The organism is Burkholderia cepacia (assembly GCF_029962485.1).
Lineage (GTDB): Bacteria > Pseudomonadota > Gammaproteobacteria > Burkholderiales > Burkholderiaceae > Burkholderia.
Map to the genome: position 1 here is coordinate 1,387,104 of NZ_CP073637.1, position 18,911 is coordinate 1,406,014.

Consider the following 18,911-nt stretch of genomic DNA (forward strand, 5'->3'; position numbering starts at 1 on the left):
TTCCCGCTTAATCTCGACTAAAAGGACCGACGCGTGAGTCTCTGGTTTCTGGTATTCCTGAGCGTCCTGCAGGGCGTCACCGAACTCTTCCCCGTCAGCAGCCTGGGCCATACGCTGCTCGTGCCGGCGCTGTTCGGCATGCATATCGACAAGCACGCGCCGCAACTGCTGCCGTTCCTCGTCGCGCTGCACCTCGGCACCGCGCTGGCGCTGCTGTGGTACTTCCGCGCGCGCTGGATCGCGCTGATCAGCGGTTTCTTCGCGCAGCTCGGCGGCCGCAAGAATGACGACGGCCACCTGATGTGGGCGCTCATCATCGGTACGATTCCGACCGGCATCGTCGGGCTGCTGCTCGAGAAGCGAATCGAACGTGTGTTCCACGATCTGCGGATCGTCGCGATCGCGCTGATCGTGAACGGCGTGCTGCTGTGGCTCGGCGATCGCATCCAGCGCAGCCGCGCGCACCAGGCGCCCGAGAAGATGACGTTCAAGCAGGCGTTCTTCGTGGGTCTCGCGCAGATCGGCGCACTGATTCCGGGTTTCTCGCGCAGCGGGCTGACGATGATCGCCGGCAATGCCGCAGGGCTCACGGCGGAGAAGGCGGCGGAGTTTTCGTTCCTGCTCGGCACGCCGATCATCTTCGCGGCGGGTGTGCTCGAACTGCCGAAGCTGTTCCATGCTCGCGACCAGCTCGCCGATGCACTGCTCGGTGGCGTGCTGACGGCGATTGCCGCGTACCTGAGCGTGCGGTTCCTGATGCGCTATTTCGAAGGGCGCGGCCGGCTCGCGTCGTTCGGCGTGTATTGCGTGATCGCCGGCGTGTTCTGTCTCGGCTGGTTCATGCTGCATCCGCAGCCGGTTTGAGGCTGTGACGGCCCGATTCGCGTGATGTAACGCGATGATCGGGTATAATTTCCGGCTCGGTTTCGTACCGGGCCCGTTTTGTTTCGGGGCTTTGGGTTTGGCGGTGCTGTCGCTGCTGCTCGAAAGCCCGGCACCGAATGCGGTCCGCGTCAGGCCGTGTCTTTTCTCCCCGACCGCCCTTAGCTCAGCTGGATAGAGCAACGGCCTTCTAAGCCGTAGGTCACACGTTCGAGTCGTGTAGGGCGGGCCAGCTTGATCAATTGATGACCGTCGCGAGCCCGCCCGGGTGACGCAAGCACATCACTCCACCGTCACCGATTTCGCCAGATTCCTCGGCTTGTCGATATCCGCACCGCGCAAGCACGCCGCGTGATACGCGAGCAATTGCAACGGCACGACGTGCAGGATCGGCGACAACAGCCCGTAGTAATCCGGCATCCGCAGCACGGACACGCCTTCGCCGTTGTCGATCCGCGTATCCGCATCGGCGAACACGTAAAGCTGCCCGCCACGCGCCCGCACTTCCTGCATGTTCGACTTGAGCTTTTCGAGCAACGCGTCGTTCGGCGCGATCGTCGCAACCGGCATCGTGTGCGTCACGAGTGCGAGCGGCCCGTGTTTCAGCTCACCCGCCGGATACGCTTCCGCGTGGATATACGAAATCTCCTTCAGCTTCAGCGCACCTTCGAGCGCGATCGGGTAGTGCAGCCCGCGCCCGAGAAACAGCGCGTTTTCGTGCTGCGAGAATTCCGCCGCCCAGCGCTCGATCTGCGGCTCCAGCCCGAGCACGTCTTCGAGCGCACCGGGCAGCCGCCGCAGCTGCGTCGTGTAGCGCGCGAGCTGCGCGTCGTCGACGTAGCCGCGCAGCCGTCCGAGCGTGACGGCAAGAATGAATAGCGCGACGAGCTGCGTCGTGAACGCCTTGGTCGACGCGACGCCGATTTCCGGGCCGGCCCGCGTCAGGAAGCGCAGGCCGGTCTGACGCATCATCGCGCTGGTCGGCACGTTGCAGATCGCCAGCGTGTCGATATGGCCGAGCGCCTGCGCGTACTTGAGCGCGGCGAGCGTGTCGGCGGTCTCGCCGGATTGCGACACGCTGACCACCAGCGTGTTCGGCATCGCGAGCGCATCGCTGTAACGGTACTCGCTCGCAATCTCGACCTGCGCGGGTATGCGCGCGATCGTTTCGAGCCAGCGGCGCGCGGTCAGACCGGAATAATGGCTCGTGCCGCACGCGAGAATCAGCACGTTGTCGATCTGCTCGAACGCGCGCGCGGCATCCGGGCCGAATACGGCCGGATCGAACAGCCCCGCGTCCGGGATGGTCGCGGCCACGGCCTGCGGTTGCTCGAAAATTTCCTTCTGCATGAAGTGCCGGTACGGCCCGAGTTCGACCACACCCTGTGCGGACGAAACGGTCTGTATCGCGCGCTCGATCGGCGCACCGGTGCGATCGAGCACCCGCACGCCACCCGGCGTCAACTCGACGATGTCGCCTTCCTCGAGAAAGATGAAGCGGTCGGTGATGCCGGCAAGCGCGAGCGCATCGGACGCGAGAAAGCATTCGCCATCCTTCACGCCGACGACGAGCGGCGAGCCGGCCCGCGCGCCGATCAGCCGCTGCGGCTCGTGTTTGCTGAACACCGCGATCGCGTAGGCGCCGTGAAGCTGCGACGTCGCATCGCGTACGGCGGTGAGCAGGTCGCCGCGATACTTGCTGTGGATCAGGTGGGCGACGACTTCGGTGTCGGTCTGGCCGTCGAATTCGTAGTGTTCGTCGGACAGTTGCTTGCGCAACGTTTCATGGTTTTCGATGATGCCGTTGTGCACGAGCGCGATCTCGTCGCGAGAGAAGATCGGGTGCGCGTTGCAGGTTGCGGGCGCGCCATGGGTCGCCCAGCGCGTGTGGGCGATGCCGGTGCTGCCGGTCAGGCCGGCGCTGCGCACGTGCGCATCGAGATCGGCGACGCGCGACATGCTGCGCTCCCGTCGCGCCTGGCCGTCGACGACGGTCGCCACGCCACATGAGTCGTAGCCGCGATACTCGAGGCGGCGCAGACCTTCAATCAGAATCGGGACGATGTCCCGTTGCGCGACCGCGCCGACGATGCCACACATGACACGTCTCCTTCCCTGTAAATTCTCCTGGGCCGCATGCACGCTGTGTCAGCGCGACGCAGTCTCCGTCGCCTCCGCCGTCGTGAAGCCGCACTGGGCGGGCGCGACGGGGTCGGCCATCCTGCTTTCGAATGCGAGATAAAGCGATTCCTCCAGTACGTTCCAGTGCGCGCCATGCCGGTACGGGCCCGAGCGCGCATGCCAGCAGGCGACCGTGCTCCAGTCGTTCATCTTGAATGCGACCAGCGCAATCAAGCCCCATGGATAATCGCTGCCGGCCAGTTGCAGCCAGGTCTTGCCGTATTTCTGCATCCATTGCGCGTAGATCGTCTCGTTCGACTGGTCGGGAACCTGAATCCCCGACAGGAGCGGGAAGATCTGTGCGACTTTCGCCGGATAGAAGCTCGTGTCGCTGATGCGCTGCGTGCTCGCGCGAAAGCCGGATTGCGTGCCGCGCCAGAACACCTTCAGGATCGCGGACGAGAGCCGGTCGGCGCGCTGGCTCCACGGGCCCGCGTGCGAGTAGTCGGCATGCCGGACGTAGTACGCGGCGAGCGCCTGGAACGCGCTGTGTACCTCGACGTTGTCCATCAGCAGCGCGACGTGCAGCGTCGACGAGATCTGATAGACGCCGGCGGGCTTGCTGAGCAGCGTGTCGAGATGCGCGCCCGCGCGGTTCAGGCTGAGTTCCCACGCGGCGGGCATCCCGTCGGGCGGCGCGAAGCGGGAGAGCAATTCGATCCACGTCGCCATCATCGAGTCGTCGGCGTCGGCCTCCGCGCATGTGCTGTACTGGCCGCTCTTCACGCAGTAGCGATCGAAGCCACCGTCGGGGCGCTGACGCGGCAGCAGCCACGCGATCCACGCGAGTGCGGCCTGATGGGCGTCAAGCCCGGCATCGGCGGCGGCGAGTAACGCCTTCGCCGCAAAATATGGATCGATACCGGCGCCATTCAGGCGCACGGTGATCGCGCCGTCGGGGCGCTGGTACAGTCCGTTGAGCTGGAGTTCGGCGGCGCTCGCGTGCAGCGCGAAGCCGGATGCCGAGACACAGCAGGCAACGCACCACAGGCGGCATAGCCGGGCGATGGCCGCCACGCGTGCGCGTGCGGCCGGGGAAAGCGCGGGCCGGTTCATGATCGGGGGCTCCTGCGCGGTGGTCCTGCGCAATGTCCGCCGGGCGCGGCGTTGGCCGCGTCGCGCGCCGGCGGGGGTGTCGACGGTTCGGCTCAGTTCACCTTGGCGCTGGAGAACTTGAAGCTGGTGCCGCTGTTCGCGGTGACGAGCCAGTACGTCGAATCGGTGATGACGACACTGCCGATACCCTGCGTGATCAACGGCAGCGCGAACGACTTCTTCGGCAGCAGCCAGGTCATGTTCGCGAGGCTGGTCGGGTGGCTGGCGGCGAATGCCCAGCCGCTGCCCGTGTCGGTAGCCGTCCACGTGACGTTCAGGCGTGCACGATCGAAGATCGTGATGTCACTCATCGTGTACCACTTGAACTGACCGAGCAGCTTCAGCGTATTCGCCTGCGAGAAGATCGCCGACAGTGTCGACGTATAGGACGACGCGCCAAGCGGGTGCGCATAGATCAGCCGGCTCGTGCGGTTCGCGACGACGAAGTTCATCAGGGCTGCGTACCAGTTGTTCACGTCGCTCGTCGGAACCGCATACTGCTGGAACTCCTCGAACGTCGCGTACTTGCCGAACGGCATCACCGGGTAAGCCCACAGGCCCGGGTTCAGCAGCGCGCCGTTGCGATATGCGCGGGTCGGCGCCGAGCCGGTGTGGCCGGTGAAGTAGTACCCGTTGAAGCCGTTGGCTTCGAGCCAGTTGACCGACCAGGTCGGCGTGTTGCCTTCCGGCGCCGCGTATTCGACGTCCGGCTGGCCCGTCGCAGCCTGGATGGCCTGATGGTTCATCACCAGGTACTGCGTGAACGTGCTCGCGTTCGTTTCGCTGGCATTTGCCCCCCAGTAGTCGTGAATCCAGCCGCCGTGGCTGCCGACGTGATGGCCCTTGCTCAGGAAATACTTCACGAGATTCAGCGCGGTGGGGTTGTTGGCGAGGTTCACACCGTCGCCGTCGCCGAAGGCCGCTTCGTCGGGGCCGGCCGTGATCACGAGCGAGAACGGTCCGTTGTTCCACACGCCGAGGTTCTTCAGCTGGAGCGCCGGCTGGATCTGGTCGCCCGCGCAGAAGTGCCAGTTGAACACCAGCCCGGCCATCGCCTTCGGCAGCGGCGACAGCGACGGCAGGTTCAGCATCTGCGTGCCGAAATAATGCAGGTAGCCGTGAATCAGCATGCCGTCGGTCTGGCCGTCGAGGTAGGCGAGCGGCAGGTTGACGAACAGTACGCCGCCGTTGCCGTACGTGTTGTAGCCGGACACCAGCCCGAACGTCGGCGAGGTCAGGATCGTCGTGCCGGTGTACGTCCCCTGCGTGACGAAGCTCGGATAGGTCAGGAAACCGTACACGTAGCCGGAGATGCCTTCGAGCGTGTCGGTGGTCGTCGCCATGGTCGACGCGAGCGTGGTGGCGGCCTTGCCGGTCGTCGTGCTGACGAGCGAGTTGGCGCTATACGTGCCGGACTTCACCTGCTTGCCGTTCGCAACGCCGGTCAGCTTCGGGGCCGTCTGGTTCAGCACGCCGCTGCCTGAAGGCGACGTGTCGTACTGGAACCATGCGCCATGGTTGTAGTTGGCGAGGCCGCCGGGGTTCGACGGGCTGCCGGACAGATAGAGCGCGGTGCCGGTCGTCTGCTTCGACGAATTGTTCGTCTTCGCGTTGCTGGTGGTCGCCGCGGCCATGACGCTGGCGGTCGTCGTGGTCGAAGCCGTCGTGGTCCACGTCATCGACTTGCCGGGAGGCACCTGGAGCGTGCGCAGCCAGCTGCTCATGCCGGTCACGTTGCCGAGACCGATCATGTTGCCGCCCAATTGGTCATACAGTACGTAGTCCACACCGACCATGTTGCTGAAACGAGATTTCGGGCTCACGTAGAAGCCGGCCGAATTCAGCACGCCGAAATCGTAGACGAGCATGACCTTGCCGCCGTTCAGCGCATAGTTCTGGATCGCCGTGACGAGCGTGTCGTCGGCCGTCGTATGCACCTGGTCGGGCAGGATCAGGCCGGGATACTGCGACAGCGACGCGCCGGCCGCCATGAACTGGCTGTCGGTCATCACCGTGATCTGCAGCCCTTCCTCCTGTGCGGTGTCGAGCCATGCGGACACGCGCGGATCGGGCAACGTCAGCGTATTCGGCACCAGCAGGATGAGCTGGTTGGTGGCTGCCTGAACGCCGCCCGGACTGAATGCGAACGCGAGCGCGAACAACGCGAACAGGATCCGCAAGAACTTGCCTGACTTTGCCAACATGGTGTACTCCTCGCTCAAGGAATGGGGGGCGCGCGGCGGTCGCGATACGCGAGCCGCCAGGTCGACCAATCCTGCCCCGTAGGTGTGTGCGGTTGTCCGGTGCGTCGGACATCGAGCGGCACCTGTCGACGACAGCCGGACCAACAAGACGCGTCGGTACGCCGCGCTGTCGTCGTCGACGAGAGGACTCGATGCGACGTATTGAGTGAAGCGAACAACGTGCCATTTGCCCAGGAGGCCCGGTCCTGCTGGCTTCATGTGACGCGAGTCGCGCGGCATGGCGGCAAACGCAATGGATTCGTTTCATCGCTGATACGGCGCGTTTGCGAGCGAAATCAGCAGACGGAATCGGAGCCGTTCGTCAGCGCACCGGGCCAGCTCGCGCAGTAGGTGTAGAGCGTGACCAGCAGGCCGATCAGCAGCGGTCCGCCGAGCAGGAAATAGCAGAACGGCAGAAACAGCAGCGAGCCGTGATGGATGATCACCGCGTGCAGCAGCATCACGAACGGCAGCGCGAAGACGAAGTAGCCGAGCACCAGCACCGATGCGAGGGCCTTCTGCAGCAGCGAGAAATCGAGCGGGTAGTACAACGCCGCCATCACCAGCGGGATCATCGCGATCGCCGCGCCGTGCAGCACGAACATGTCGCGCAGATGCAGCAGCGGGACATACGGGAACGTGCCGGGCGCGAGCCAGAAATAGACGCAAATCAGCAACTGGGTGAAGCTTGCAATTCGTAACAGATATGCAACAGGCAGCCAATTCCTGTGGCGCACAAAGGACGCGGCGAAGCCGATTGCGCAGAGCGCCGCGGTGGACGCCAGCAGCACGCCGCCGGGCATGCGCGCGGCGATGTCGATCGACAGCAGCGGCACGCGCGGCGCGTCGGGCGGATAGCCGATCACGATCACGTGGAGCGCCGGGTCGATCTGGTGCGCGCCCCAGGTCATCACCGCGCGCCAGTAGCGCCAGGCGATCGGCAGGTCGGCCCACAGCAACGCGTACAGCGCAGGCGTCAGCAGTGCGATCGACGACAGCCAGCGCTGCGGATAGGCATGAATCCGCAGCGAACGGTCGGCGGGAGGACGGACGGGGTGCGTCTGCATGGCGCCCGCCCGACTACCAGCGATAGAACACGCTCAGCTCGCCGCCGATCCGTGAGTAGTAAGGGTTGTGATAGTAGTCGAACTCGATCTGCGTTCCCCACTTGCGCGTGAACCAGTAGCGCCATTTCGCGTCGATCTCGTGGCTGCGGAAATCGGCGATCTGCGAGCCGGAGCCAGTGACCTGATAGGCCTCGCGGCCGAACCCGCCGCGCAGCACGATCACGCTCTTGCCGACTTCGCCGTAGGTGACGGCGCCGTAATAGGCCGGTGCCTTGACCGATCCGGGCGAATCGACCGTGTAGTTCGTGCCGGCCTCGAAGATCCATTTCGGCAGCGCGTACCAGATCAGGCCGGCGTGATAGAGCTGGTCTCGATGGCCGCTGCGGTTCCACGCGTAGCCGGCGCCCAGCGACACGACCAGCGAACGATTCGACAATAGCTTGCGATTGATCGACAGGTCGACGCGTGCGCTCGGCAGGATCGTCCCTGACGTGGTGCCGGCGAAGCCGATGCCGCCGAACCAGTCGGGGTTGAAGTCCTGCACGTAGGTCAGTGCGCCGAGCTGCGTGTTCTCGCCGAAGCGGTGCAGTTGCGCGAGCTCGCCGAGCACGGTACGCCCGCCGTCCTGATAGACCCCGCGCAGATGCACGCCGTACCAGTCGCCGTAGCCGTGCGTCAGGTGTGCGCTCGAATAGCCGAGCGACAGTTCGGTATGTTTTTCTTGCGGCGCCTGGACATGTGTGACGATTGCGTCGGGCAGCGGCGGCCGGTTCGTATCGTCAGGCGTGAACTCGGCGAGCGGCACGCCGTCCGGCAGGCCGTCGGCGCTGACGCGTACGAATGTGGATTCGTCGCGCGGCCGCGGCGTGATGACGGTGGGAACGTCGGGCGACTGCACGGGCGGCGCGGCGGCGTCGTCCGGCAGTGCCGCCAGTACCGGTGGCGTACCGAAGGCGACGCCGCACAGCACCGCGAGGGTGGCAACCGGCACGCGCGGGCCGCGATGGCAGGGGCGATCGGACATGAAGGCGCTCCTTAACGGGATGCGTGGAACCAGCCGCTGCGCCACGCGACGAGGTCGCCATGCACGCATGCGTGACCGACGACCGAGACATCGCGCGCGCACGCGCTGACAGGATGGCCGGCGACACCGATGCGCGCACCGGTCAGCCGCAGCAGGCCGCCGGCCGACACGACGCCGTCGATGCAGCTCGCGTTCGCGAGCAGCACGTCGTCGCGCGCGAACACGGCGCCGTGCAGCAACGCATGACGTTCGAGTTCGACGCGATGCGCCTTGACGCTGCCGCGCAGCACGCAGCCTTCGCCGAGCGTGAGCGTGCCGTCGACGATGAGGTTGCCTTGCACGACCGTGTGCGCGGGCAGGCGAACGTCGCAATGCACCAGGTAGCGGCCGTGCAGGAAGCGGTGCGGCAGCGACGCGAAGTGGCGGGTGAGCGAGATCGCGCGGCGCGGCGCCGCCGGCACGCTGGCGGGTCGCGCACTCGGCGCGGCACCGAAGACGATCGGTTCGCCGTACAGGGACGCGAAACCGCCGGCGCCGTGCAGGTGCACCGTGCCGCCGACCACGACGCCGCGCAGTACCGCACCGTCGACGTCGATCCGCGGTGCGTGCGCAAGCGCGCCGATCGTCGCGCCGGCGCGAATGTCGATGCGCTCGTCGGCGAACGCGTACGCCGCGCGGGCGCCGCCGTCGAGCGTGATCGTGCGATCGGCATGGAGCACGCCGTCGCGATGCTCGTCGTGCGCGACGTGGATCGTGTCGGCGTGCTGTACGGCCAGCCCGAGTGCTTGCCAGGGCGGTGCGGCGGACGGGTCGGCCGGCGGTTCGCCGGCCGCGTATGCCCGCAGTGCGTCGTGCCATCGCGTGGCGAGCAATGCCTGATCGACGAACGGACCGTCGCCGATCGGCAGGGCCGCGACGTCGCTGCGCCGGATCAGTTCATGCAGCATCGGCAGGAACGGCAGGCTGAGCACGCCGGCCACCGGCACCATCACATTGAAGGTCGTCATCGATCATCGCTCCGGTTTCAGTTGCCGGCGAAAACGCTCGGTCTTGTCCCATTTCAGTTCGCGGCGGAATGCGGCGTCGAGCGTGAGTCCCCATAGCGCGGAGACGACGGCCGCGATCGTCACGCAGAAGCCGACGACGTTGACCGGCACGAGCCGCAGCCGCGTCGCGCGGCCGTCGAGCCGGGCCGCGACGACGATCTCGAAGAACACGCCGAAGTTGCCGAAGGTGCTGAACGAGAACAGCGCGAACAGCGACACGATCAGGCCGAGCGCGGTCGAGTTGACGCCGTTGAACAGGTACAGCGCGAGCGCGGCGCCCCATGCGACTGCGAGGAGCGCGGGCATCACGAACACGCCGAGCAGCAGCGCGCCGTCCAGCCGGCAGCGCCGCGAGATCAGCGGATTGCGCAGTACCGGAACCAGATAGCGCAGCAGCGTCTGGTTGTGGCCTTTCGCCCAGCGCGTCAATTGACGCGCTCGCACGGCCCAGCGCTCGGGCACTTCCTCATAACATTCGGCGTGATTCAGGTAGACGGTGCGCCAGTCGCTCAGCAGCAGGCGATAGGTCATGTCGGTGTCCTCGGCGAGCGTGTCGTCGCGCCAGCCACCCACCGCGTCGAGCGCACCCTTGCGGATGCCGCCGACCGTGCCGCCGTACTGCGGTACCAGGTTGAGGTTGTTGCGGGCTTGCTGGTTGACCTGGTAGCCGCCCGCGCGCTCGAGGTCGAGCAGCCGCGCGAGCAGGTTGCTGTCGGCGTTCTGCGGTACGACGCGGCCCATCACCGCGCCGACTTCCGGATCGAAGAACGGTGCGACGAGTTCCTTCAGCAGCCCCGGACGCGGCAGGTAGTCGGCGTCGAACACCACCATGATGTCGCCGCGGATGAAGCGCAGCGCATCCTTCAGTGCGGCCGCCTTGCCCGGCTTGCCGTTCTCGCGGTGAAACGGCTGGATGAGGTCGGGCGCGAGCGCCTGGACCTCGTCGATCAGCGCGCGGGTGTTGTCGGTCGAGCGGTCGTTGACCGGAATGATCGTCAGCCTGTCGCGCGGGTAGGTCGTCGCCAGCAGCGCCATCAGGCAATCGACGACGACGGCTTCTTCGTTGTGGGCGGCGACGAACACCGTGAGCCGCGGCCATTCGCCGTGGGTAATCGTCCGGTAGGGCGCGTATTGCGGCTTGAACAGGCGGTCGAGGCTGAACACGTAATGCCGTCCGGCATAGATGCACGTCAACAGCGTGAACAGCCACAGGTACGCGACGCAGGGCATCAGCAGCAGGTCGGGGTCGAACGTGATGCCCGGCGCGCTGGCCGGCGGCGGTTCGAGCGACGCGTCCGCACCGGGCGAGGCCGGTGCGGCGAGCGCGAGCGGGGCGCCGACGAGGGCCGCGCGTTCGACCGCGACCGCAGCGTTTGCGGCGGGCATGGCGATTCGCGCCGGCTCGGCGATCGCCTGCGATGCGGTGTCGCGCACGGTCAGCGAGAAGGCAAGCACGATCAGCAGCAGGATGCCTTGCTCGCAGAGTGACGCCATCCGCGCTTTCTTCATGTCCTGGTCCCCGGTGTCCGCGACGATGACCGATGAGAGCTGAAGGCGCCCGTGGATCGCGCGGATGTCAATGGGACGCGGCCGCACGTTCGTCGCGCAGGGGCGGATGTCGTTCGCCCCGGCGGACGCGTCGCGTCGCCTCCCGGCTTCGTTGCTTTGGCGTCCCCGTCTGTCTGTTGCTGTCGTGCGAGTGCTTCGGGACGCACCTGTCTGACATTAAGCAAGGCGTGAGCCATGGGCCGAAATGCCCCGTGCAGCAAGGAGCCGGGCACGCGGTGCGCGCGTGGTCGGGGCCGCGGCGACGTGTTTTGATTCACTGACGAATCAGCGGATGCGCACGACATTCGACCCCGAGCAGTCCGCGACATATCTTGCGCACGTCACACGGCGGGCGGTTTGTCTAACGAGTCGCGGCCGCCTTGTCCGATGCGGCCTGGCGAGACGCGCCGTCGTGCGTCGTTCGCCTCGCGCGCGGTGCCCCGGAGGCCGAAACGGCGATCGCTGCGGTCCGCACCAAATGCACCGGACTCCGATGTATCCGAACGCGCCGGATCTGCGTTACACATTCGCAACATTTCCCGCGCATCGATTTGTGCGACGCAAGCGACGCCTCGTGTTGGGGAAACCGTGCGCACATGACCGTGGCCGGCCGCCATGTGCACGCCGCGCGCTGCACTGACAAAAGTGCCGAATCGAGATGACGCAAAGCGTTTCGAAAGATGCAGGCAGTTCGATGAGCCATCGGCGCACGGCATGCATTCGCGATTCATCGGACGACGTCGTCAGACGGATCGCTCGGTCGGCCGGCTGTTTATCGTTGTCGTGCCGATTCGTCGATGAGACGGCCCGTAGCAGTTGTGAAACATTCCGTAACCCGTCGTGCGTGTGCGGTGCGCGTCGCGCAGACCGGACCCGGCTGCAGTGCGGCTGGTTTGAATATTGCTGGTGTGGAAGCAACGTGACGAACCGACGTGACGCTCGACACAGCGAGGAACGACTCATGACGTGACTGATCAGTGCAACGGGACGCCGGTAGTACGACGATTCGCGTGGCCAGGACCGCGCGGACAGGACGGCGCGCTCGCCTCGCGACATCGCTACGTGCCGACCGCGTGCGAGTACGGGAAGCGCCGCCTGAATACATGCTTCGCGCCACGTGCAGGGTCATCCGCGCGAAGTGGCTAAACGAGGATAACGATGAAGAAGATCTTGCTTGTGTTCGGGACTCGGCCGGAGGCCATCAAGATGGCGCCGCTGGTTCGCGCGCTGAAGGCGCAGGCGGATGTCGACGCCCGGGTGTGCGTGACCGCGCAGCATCGGGAAATGCTCGACCAGGTGCTGACGCTGTTCGACATCAAGCCCGACTACGATCTCAACCTGATGCGGCAAAGCCAGACGCTGACCGATGTGACGACCGGCATTCTTCAGGCGATCGGCATGGTCTTCGACGATTTGCGTCCGGATGTCGTGCTGGTGCACGGCGATACGACCACCACGCTCGCGGTCAGCCTTGCTGCGTTCTACCGTTATCTGCCGGTCGGGCACGTGGAGGCCGGGTTGCGCAGCGGCGACATCTGGTCGCCGTGGCCGGAGGAGCTGAATCGCCGCGTGACCGATGCGGTGTCGTCGTGGCATTTCGCGCCGACGGGGCAGGCGCGCGACAACCTGCTCAGCGAGGGCGTGCCGGGGAGCGGCGTCTCGCTGACCGGCAATACCGTGATCGATGCGTTGCACGAGGTCAAGCGCATGCTGGACCGCACGTCCACGCTGTCGGACAAGGTCGCCGCGTATTTTCCGTTTCTCGAGCCGTCGCGGCGCGTCGTGCTGATCACGGGCCATCGCCGCGAGAGTTTCGGTGAGCCGTTCCAGCATTTCTGCGAGGCGCTCTGTACGCTCGCCGGCCGCTATCGCGACGCGCAGTTCGTCTATCCGCTGCACATGAATCCGAACGTGCGGGAGCCGGCGCGCGCGCGGCTCGGCGGTGTGCCAAACATCTACCTGATCGAACCGCAGGAATACCTGTCGTTCGTATTCCTGATGTCCCGCGCCCATTTCATCATCACCGACTCGGGCGGCATTCAGGAAGAGGGGCCGGCGCTCGGCAAGCCGGTGCTCGTCACGCGCGAGACGACCGAGCGGCCCGAGGCGATCCAGGCCGGCACCGCGCGGCTCGTCGGCACGGACCAGGAGCGGATCGTATGGGAGGCATCGCGCCTGTTCGACAGCGAGAGCGCCTACGAGGAAATGTCGCGCGCGAGCAATCCGTATGGCGACGGTCACGCGAGCGAGCGAATCGTTCACGCGCTGATGCGCACGCCGGGCGTGACGACGAAGACGACGAGCTTCTCGATGGGGGCCGCGGAGATGCCGTTCAACGCGCTCACGCTGGGGTTGCAGGCGTTGCGGTCGCCGTGAGCCGGGAGACGCGACAGCGTCTTCCGTATCGTTCGTTGCCGTCACGCAAGGATCCGGTTCGGCCGTCAGGCCGGCCGGATCCCTGCATTTGCGCGACCCGGAACGAATTTTCCCGCCGGGTTCAAAAGTGTTTTCGTCGAATCTCCCTTTCCCGGTACGGCGCCGGGCACGGATACTTCAGCGGATACCCGCCCCGCATCGGCCGACATTCACGTTGAAGTCCAGGCTGCCCCGATGCAGGGGATCCGATGCCTCCGGTCGTCGATCGTCCGTCGCGACGCATGCCGCACGGGTGCGGCGTCGCTGCCGCCGCCGATCGCGTCCCACACCATGCCGATTTCCATGACCCAATCCACTCATCAAGCATCGTTGCCGGCCCGCTATCACGCATGGACCTGGCAAGGCAGCGAGCATCCCGCGCAACTGCATCTCGAACAACGGCCGATGCCGACGCTGAAACCGGGCCAGGTGCTGGTGCGCAACCATGCGATCGGCCTCAATCCGGTTGACTGGAAAGTGCTCGGCGGCGCACTGGTGAGCTGGCGTCACGGGCACGTGCCCGGTGTCGACGGCGCGGGGACGGTGGTCGCGGTCGCGAGCGAGCCGATGCGTCACTTGCTCGGCCGCCGCGTGGCCTATCATCAGGCGCTCGGCGAACACGGCAGTTTCGCGGAATACACGCCGGTCGCCGCGTCCGTGCTGTTGACGGTGCCCGAGGCGCTCGATTTCGAGACGGCGGCGAGCGTTCCGTGCCCGGCGCTGACCGCGTGGCAGGCGCTCGAGAAAGTGCCGTGTCGCGTGTCGAGGGACATCCTCGTCAGCGGAGCCGGCGGCGCGGTCGGCAACTACCTGGTGCAGATCGCCGCCGATCGTGGCTTCGTGGTGTCGGTGTCGAGCCATGAGCGGCATTGGGAACGGCTGCGCGCGCGAGGTGCGAGTCGTTTCCTGCCGGGCTCGGCCGAGGGATCCGTCGACGCCGGGCACGAACCGGCACGACACTTCTACGCGGTGTTCGACAGCGTCGATGCGCAAAGCGCCGCCCGGTGGGCGCCCGCGGTTGCGGCCAACGGGCACATCGTCTGCATTCAGGGGCGCTTCGATGCGCCGCCGCTACCGCCGTTCACATCGAGCGTGTCGCTTCACGAGGTCGCATTGAATGCGTTGCACATGTACGGCGATGACGCCGCGTGGCTCGAAACGACAGCGGCGGGCAGCATGCTGCTGGCGAGCATCGCGAACGGCCGGATGCAACCCGAGGCACGCGTCACGGGCGATTTCGCCCAGCTGCCCGGGCAACTGGAAGGGCTCCGGCAGCGGCAGTTTTCCGGCAAGCCGGTGGTGCTCGTCGGGTAACGGAAGCGATCGGTGCATGTGAAGCGCCGCATCCGGCGCGCCGGCACAAAACCGCCGCGCATCGGTTAAAGTTGAAGCCCGGCTCAATCCCCATACGAATCCGCCTGCCGCGGGCGATGTCGCAGCCGTCCGGACGGGGCGTCGCGCACGGGCGACGATGTTCCGCGGTGCCGTTTCTGGCAGCACCGACAGGATCGCGTTGCCTGTGTGACGGTTTGCGTGGGGCAGAATCGGGACCCGCGGGCGCCCGCTTTCGACCGGCGTCGTGCGCCCGGCAGTCATCGGCACCGGTAACAGATCCACCGCCGTTCTTCCGGCGAAGCAGTCCACCAGGCGGTGCCGGGTCGGCACCGTTCGAATCCCCACACGGCACCCGTGGTGCGACGCGGGCGCCTCGACCAGGAGGTGAACGATGATCACGCTGACCGTCAACGGTAGCGAGCAGCACTTCGACGGCAATCCCGACATGCCGTTGCTCTGGTATCTGCGCGACGTCCTCGGCTATACCGGCACCAAGTTCGGCTGCGGGATGGCGCTGTGCGGCGCGTGTACCGTGCATCTCGACGGCGTCGCGATCCGGTCCTGCATCACGCCCGTTGCGGCGGCGACGGCCAAGCGCGTAACGACGATCGAGGGACTGTCGACGGACCTGACCCATCCGCTGCAGCAGGCGTGGCAGGAACTGAACGTCGCGCAATGCGGCTACTGCCAGTCCGGGCAGATCATGCAGGCCGCGTCGCTGCTGAAAACGAATCCCCATCCGAGCGACGCCGACATCGACGATGCGATGTCCGGCAACATCTGCCGCTGCGGCACCTACACGCGCATTCGCGCGGCGATCCGGCTGGCCGTGCGCCGCGGAGGTGCCGCATGAGTGCGCCCGAACTCTCCGTCCACAACGAAAGCCGTCGCGCGCTGCTGCTCGGCTTCGCGTCCGGCGGGCTGCTGCTCGCATTCGGCGTGCCGTCGCTCGTGCACGCGGCCGCGCCGGTGCAGCCGCCCGTCAGTGCGAATCCGCAATACGGCGGTGCCGGGATGCCGCACGGGTTGCGTGACGATCCGCACCTGTTCGTCGCGATCGCCCCGGACGGCACCGTTACGGTGACCTGCATCCGCTCGGAGATGGGGCAGGGCGTGCGCACGAGCGTCGCACTCGTGGTCGCCGACGAGCTGGGCGCCGACTGGGCGCGCGTGAAGGTCGCGCAGGCCGTCGGCGACGAGCCGCGCTACGGCAACCAGAACACCGACGGATCGCGCAGTTTGCGCCAGAGCTTCGCCGCGCTGCGCCGGGCCGGTGCGGCCGCGCGCACGATGCTCGAGCAGGCTGCCGCGACTGCGTGGGGCGTCGATGTGGGGCAGGTCAGGGCGACGGTGCACGAGGTCGTCGACACGAAGAGCGGGCGCACGCTCGGCTTCGGCGAGCTCGCGGCGAAAGCGGCCGCGTTGCCGGTACCCGATACGAAGACACTCGCGTTGAAGGCGCCGGCCGATTTCCGCTACATCGGCAAGGGCCGGACCGCGCTGATCGACGGGCGCGACATCGTCGGCGGCCGCGCGCACTACGGGATCGACACGCGGCTCGACGGGATGCTGTATGCGGTCGTTGCGCGACCGCCGGCCTACGGCGACACGGTCGCGTCGTTCGACGCAGCGGCGGCCGAGAAGCTGCCGGGCGTCGTCAAGGTCGTGCAGCTCGCGTCGGCGCCACTGCCGTCCGGCTTCCAGCCGCTCGGCGGCGTGGCCGTCGTCGCGCGCGACACGTGGACGGCCATCCAGGCGCGCGCGCAGTTGAAGATCGACTGGAAGCACGGCCCCAACGCGGGCTACGACTCGGCCGAATATCGCAAGACGCTCGAAGCGGCCGCCGCGCAGCCGGGCGACGTGATCCGCAACGACGGCGATGCGGCCGCGGCGCTTGCCGGCGCCGCGAAGCGCGTGCGCGCGACGTACTACATCCCGCATCTCGCACACGCGACGATGGAGCCGCCCGCGGCCGTCGCGCGCGTCGCCGACGGCCGCTGCGAAGTATGGACCTGTACGCAGGCGCCGCAGACCACGCGCGACGAGATCGCGAAGGCGCTCGCGTTGCCGGCCGAGCGCGTGACCGTCAACGTGACGCTGCTCGGCGGCGGGTTCGGCCGCAAGTCGAAACCCGATTACGTGGTGGAGGCCGCGCTGCTGTCGAAGGCGCTCGGCGCGCCCGTGAAGCTGACGTTCACGCGCGAGGACGACATCGCGCACGACTATTTCCACGCGGTGTCGCTCGAAGCGTTCGACGGCGGAATCGACGCGTCGGGGAAGGTGGTCGCGTGGCAGCATCGCACGGTCGCGCCGTCGATCCAGTCGACCTTCAAGCCGGGCGTCGTGCACGAGCAGCCGGGTGAGCTCGCACAAGGGATCGCGGATCTGCCGTTCGCGATTCCGAACGTGCGGATCGAAAATCCGGCGGCCGTTGGGCACACGCGGATCGGCTGGTTCCGTTCGGTCTACAACATCCCGCATGCGTTCGGCATCCAGAGCTTCGTGTCGGAGCTCGCGCATGCGGCCGGCCGCGATCCGAAGGATTTCCTGCTCGAGCTGATCGGGCCCGCGCGGCGTTTCGAACCGCACATCACGGTGAAGAACGTGAACTACGGCGAGGATCCCGCGCTGTATCCGGTCGATACGGGGCGGCTGCGGCGCGTGGTCGAGACGGTCGCGCGCGAAGCCGGCTGGGGGCGCAAGCTGCCGAAGGGGCACGGGCTCGGGATCGCCGCGCATCGCAGCTTCGTGTCGTATACGGCGGCCGTTTGCGAGGTGCAGGTCGGCGCGGACGGCAGGATCACGGTGCCGCGCGTCGACATTGCGATCGACTGCGGGCCGCAGGTCAATCCGGAGCGTGTGCGCTCGCAGCTCGAGGGCGCGGTGGTGATGGGGCTCGGCATCGCGCTGCATGGCGAGATCACGTTCAAGGACGGCCGCCCGGAGCAGAGCAACTTCAACGGCTTCCAGGTGCTGAGAATGAACGAGGCGCCGCGTGAAATCCGCGTGCATCTCGTCGCGCCGGACGACTTCACGGCGCCGCTCGGCGGCGTCGGCGAGCCGGGCCTGCCGCCCGTTGCGCCGGCGCTGACCAACGCGATCTTCGCGGCGACCGGCACGCGCATCCGCAGCCTGCCGGTTGCCGATCAGCTCGCGAAGCCGCAGGCGAGTTGACGCACAATACCCCCAACACCGGGCCGCATCATGCGGCCCGATTCGCACCAACCTGTCGACAAGGAGTGTGACGTGGCCTCATCCGATGTCAGTGTGAAGCAGGCGGTTTCTTCCGCCGAATGGGATGCGCGAGTCAACCTGGCGGCGGCCTATCGCCTGACCGCGCTGTTCGGCTGGGACGATCTCGTGTTCACTCATATTTCGGCGCGCGTGCCCGGCCCGGAACACCATTTCCTGATCAACCCGTACGGGATGATGTTCGACGAGATCACGGCGTCGTCGCTGGTCAAGATCGATCTCGACGGTCGCAAGGTGTCGGAATCGCCGTACGAGATCAACCCGGCCGGCTTCACGATTCACAGCGCGGTGCATGCGGCCCGCGATGACGCGCTGTGCGTGATGCATACGCATTCGATCAACGGCGTCGCCGTGTCGGCACAGGAAGCCGGCTTGTTGCCGCTGTCGCAGCAGTCGCTCGGCGTGCTGGCCTCGCTCGGGTATCACGATTACGAAGGCATCGCGCTCAACGAGGGCGAGAAGGCGCGCCTCGTGCGCGACCTCGGCGGCAACACGAACCTGATGCTGCGCAATCACGGGTTGTTGACGGTCGGCGCGACGCCGGCCGACGCGTTCGTCGCGATGTACTTCTTCGAGGCGGCCTGCATGATCCAGGTCCGCGCGCAGGCCGGCGGCTCGGCGCTGCTGCCGATCGCGCAACCCATTCTCGACGGCATCAGGCAGCAGATCGCCGCGGTCACGCGCGGAATGGGCGCCGGGGCGCTCGTCTGGCCCGGCCTGCTGCGCCGCCTCGATCGACGCAATCCCGGCTACGCGGACTAGTTCGCTCGTCGTTGTCGTTTTCGAACGACCGTGCTAAATTTGCCGCCAGCACTTGCGGTCA

At 66.7% G+C, this 18,911-nt stretch carries 13 protein-coding genes and 1 tRNA gene; 7 read left to right on the plus strand and 7 right to left on the minus strand.

Annotated elements, in window-relative coordinates; genetic code table 11:
• Positions 1 to 33: 33 nt before the first annotated feature.
• On the plus strand, positions 34 to 864 hold the full coding sequence (locus KEC55_RS06465; protein ID WP_059649338.1) for an undecaprenyl-diphosphate phosphatase: 831 nt from the start codon (positions 34 to 36) through the stop codon (positions 862 to 864).
• 173 nt (positions 865 to 1,037) lie between these two features.
• Positions 1,038 to 1,114, plus strand: a tRNA-Arg gene (locus KEC55_RS06470).
• A 50-nt stretch (positions 1,115 to 1,164) separates the two neighbouring features.
• On the opposite strand, the gene glmS is transcribed toward KEC55_RS06470, so the two are convergent.
• The 7 genes from glmS to KEC55_RS06505 form a co-directional block, all read right to left on the minus strand.
• On the minus strand, positions 1,165 to 2,982 hold the full coding sequence (gene glmS, locus KEC55_RS06475) for a glutamine--fructose-6-phosphate transaminase (isomerizing) (RefSeq protein WP_282507199.1): 1,818 nt from the start codon (positions 2,980 to 2,982) through the stop codon (positions 1,165 to 1,167).
• 48 nt (positions 2,983 to 3,030) lie between these two features.
• The gene (locus KEC55_RS06480) at positions 3,031 to 4,119 is read right to left on the minus strand and encodes a hypothetical protein (RefSeq protein WP_282507200.1); all 1,089 of its coding nucleotides are present in this window, start codon (positions 4,117 to 4,119) and stop codon (positions 3,031 to 3,033) included.
• A 92-nt stretch (positions 4,120 to 4,211) separates the two neighbouring features.
• Complete coding sequence (locus tag KEC55_RS06485; RefSeq protein ID WP_282507201.1) at positions 4,212 to 6,362, minus strand: polysaccharide deacetylase family protein; 2,151 nt, start codon at positions 6,360 to 6,362, stop codon at positions 4,212 to 4,214.
• A gap of 335 nt (positions 6,363 to 6,697) precedes the next feature.
• Entirely contained in the window at positions 6,698 to 7,468 is a 771-nt protein-coding gene (locus KEC55_RS06490) for a hypothetical protein (protein WP_282507202.1), read from the minus strand.
• A 13-nt stretch (positions 7,469 to 7,481) separates the two neighbouring features.
• The gene (locus KEC55_RS06495; RefSeq protein ID WP_282507203.1) at positions 7,482 to 8,492 is read right to left on the minus strand and encodes a YaiO family outer membrane beta-barrel protein; all 1,011 of its coding nucleotides are present in this window, start codon (positions 8,490 to 8,492) and stop codon (positions 7,482 to 7,484) included.
• An 11-nt stretch (positions 8,493 to 8,503) separates the two neighbouring features.
• Positions 8,504 to 9,499 carry a polymer-forming cytoskeletal protein gene (locus KEC55_RS06500; protein WP_282507204.1) on the minus strand — a complete coding sequence of 332 codons (996 nt, stop codon included), beginning with the start codon at positions 9,497 to 9,499 and terminating at the stop codon, positions 8,504 to 8,506.
• 3 nt (positions 9,500 to 9,502) lie between these two features.
• Complete coding sequence (locus KEC55_RS06505) at positions 9,503 to 11,047, minus strand: glycosyltransferase family 2 protein (protein ID WP_282507205.1); 1,545 nt, start codon at positions 11,045 to 11,047, stop codon at positions 9,503 to 9,505.
• Positions 11,048 to 12,244: 1,197 nt separating this feature from the next.
• Between KEC55_RS06505 and wecB the strand changes: the two genes are divergently transcribed.
• The 5 genes from wecB (at position 12,245) to KEC55_RS06530 (ending at position 18,850) form a co-directional block, all read left to right on the plus strand.
• Positions 12,245 to 13,462: a non-hydrolyzing UDP-N-acetylglucosamine 2-epimerase gene (gene wecB / locus KEC55_RS06510; protein ID WP_176047031.1), complete on the plus strand. Its 1,218-nt coding sequence runs from the start codon at positions 12,245 to 12,247 to the stop codon at positions 13,460 to 13,462.
• Between the two features lie 342 nt (positions 13,463 to 13,804).
• Positions 13,805 to 14,815, plus strand: coding sequence for a zinc-binding dehydrogenase (locus KEC55_RS06515; RefSeq protein ID WP_282507206.1), 1,011 nt, complete (start codon positions 13,805 to 13,807; stop codon positions 14,813 to 14,815).
• A gap of 412 nt (positions 14,816 to 15,227) precedes the next feature.
• Positions 15,228 to 15,689: a (2Fe-2S)-binding protein gene (locus KEC55_RS06520; protein WP_282507207.1), complete on the plus strand. Its 462-nt coding sequence runs from the start codon at positions 15,228 to 15,230 to the stop codon at positions 15,687 to 15,689.
• Positions 15,686 to 18,010: a xanthine dehydrogenase family protein molybdopterin-binding subunit gene (locus KEC55_RS06525; protein WP_282507208.1), complete on the plus strand. Its 2,325-nt coding sequence runs from the start codon at positions 15,686 to 15,688 to the stop codon at positions 18,008 to 18,010. The genes KEC55_RS06520 and KEC55_RS06525 overlap by 4 nt, the downstream gene beginning before the upstream one ends.
• A 72-nt stretch (positions 18,011 to 18,082) precedes the next feature.
• Positions 18,083 to 18,850, plus strand: a complete 768-nt coding sequence (locus KEC55_RS06530) for a class II aldolase/adducin family protein (protein WP_282507209.1) — start codon at positions 18,083 to 18,085, stop codon at positions 18,848 to 18,850.
• Positions 18,851 to 18,911: the final 61 nt, after the last annotated feature.

Bases quoted from the DNA above. Each gene is read 5' to 3' on its own strand.
- glmS (WP_282507199.1), bottom strand. From the start codon at position 2,982: ATGTGTGGCATCGTCGGCGCGGTCGCGCAACGGGACATCGTCCCGATT.
- KEC55_RS06480 (WP_282507200.1), bottom strand. From the start codon at position 4,119: ATGAACCGGCCCGCGCTTTCCCCGGCCGCACGCGCACGCGTGGCGGCC.
- KEC55_RS06485 (WP_282507201.1), bottom strand. From the start codon at position 6,362: ATGTTGGCAAAGTCAGGCAAGTTCTTGCGGATCCTGTTCGCGTTGTTC.
- KEC55_RS06490 (WP_282507202.1), bottom strand. From the start codon at position 7,468: ATGCAGACGCACCCCGTCCGTCCTCCCGCCGACCGTTCGCTGCGGATT.
- KEC55_RS06495 (WP_282507203.1), bottom strand. From the start codon at position 8,492: ATGTCCGATCGCCCCTGCCATCGCGGCCCGCGCGTGCCGGTTGCCACC.
- KEC55_RS06500 (WP_282507204.1), bottom strand. From the start codon at position 9,499: ATGACGACCTTCAATGTGATGGTGCCGGTGGCCGGCGTGCTCAGCCTG.
- KEC55_RS06505 (WP_282507205.1), bottom strand. From the start codon at position 11,047: ATGAAGAAAGCGCGGATGGCGTCACTCTGCGAGCAAGGCATCCTGCTG.
- wecB (WP_176047031.1), top strand. From the start codon at position 12,245: ATGAAGAAGATCTTGCTTGTGTTCGGGACTCGGCCGGAGGCCATCAAG.
- KEC55_RS06515 (WP_282507206.1), top strand. From the start codon at position 13,805: ATGACCCAATCCACTCATCAAGCATCGTTGCCGGCCCGCTATCACGCA.
- KEC55_RS06520 (WP_282507207.1), top strand. From the start codon at position 15,228: ATGATCACGCTGACCGTCAACGGTAGCGAGCAGCACTTCGACGGCAAT.
- KEC55_RS06525 (WP_282507208.1), top strand. From the start codon at position 15,686: ATGAGTGCGCCCGAACTCTCCGTCCACAACGAAAGCCGTCGCGCGCTG.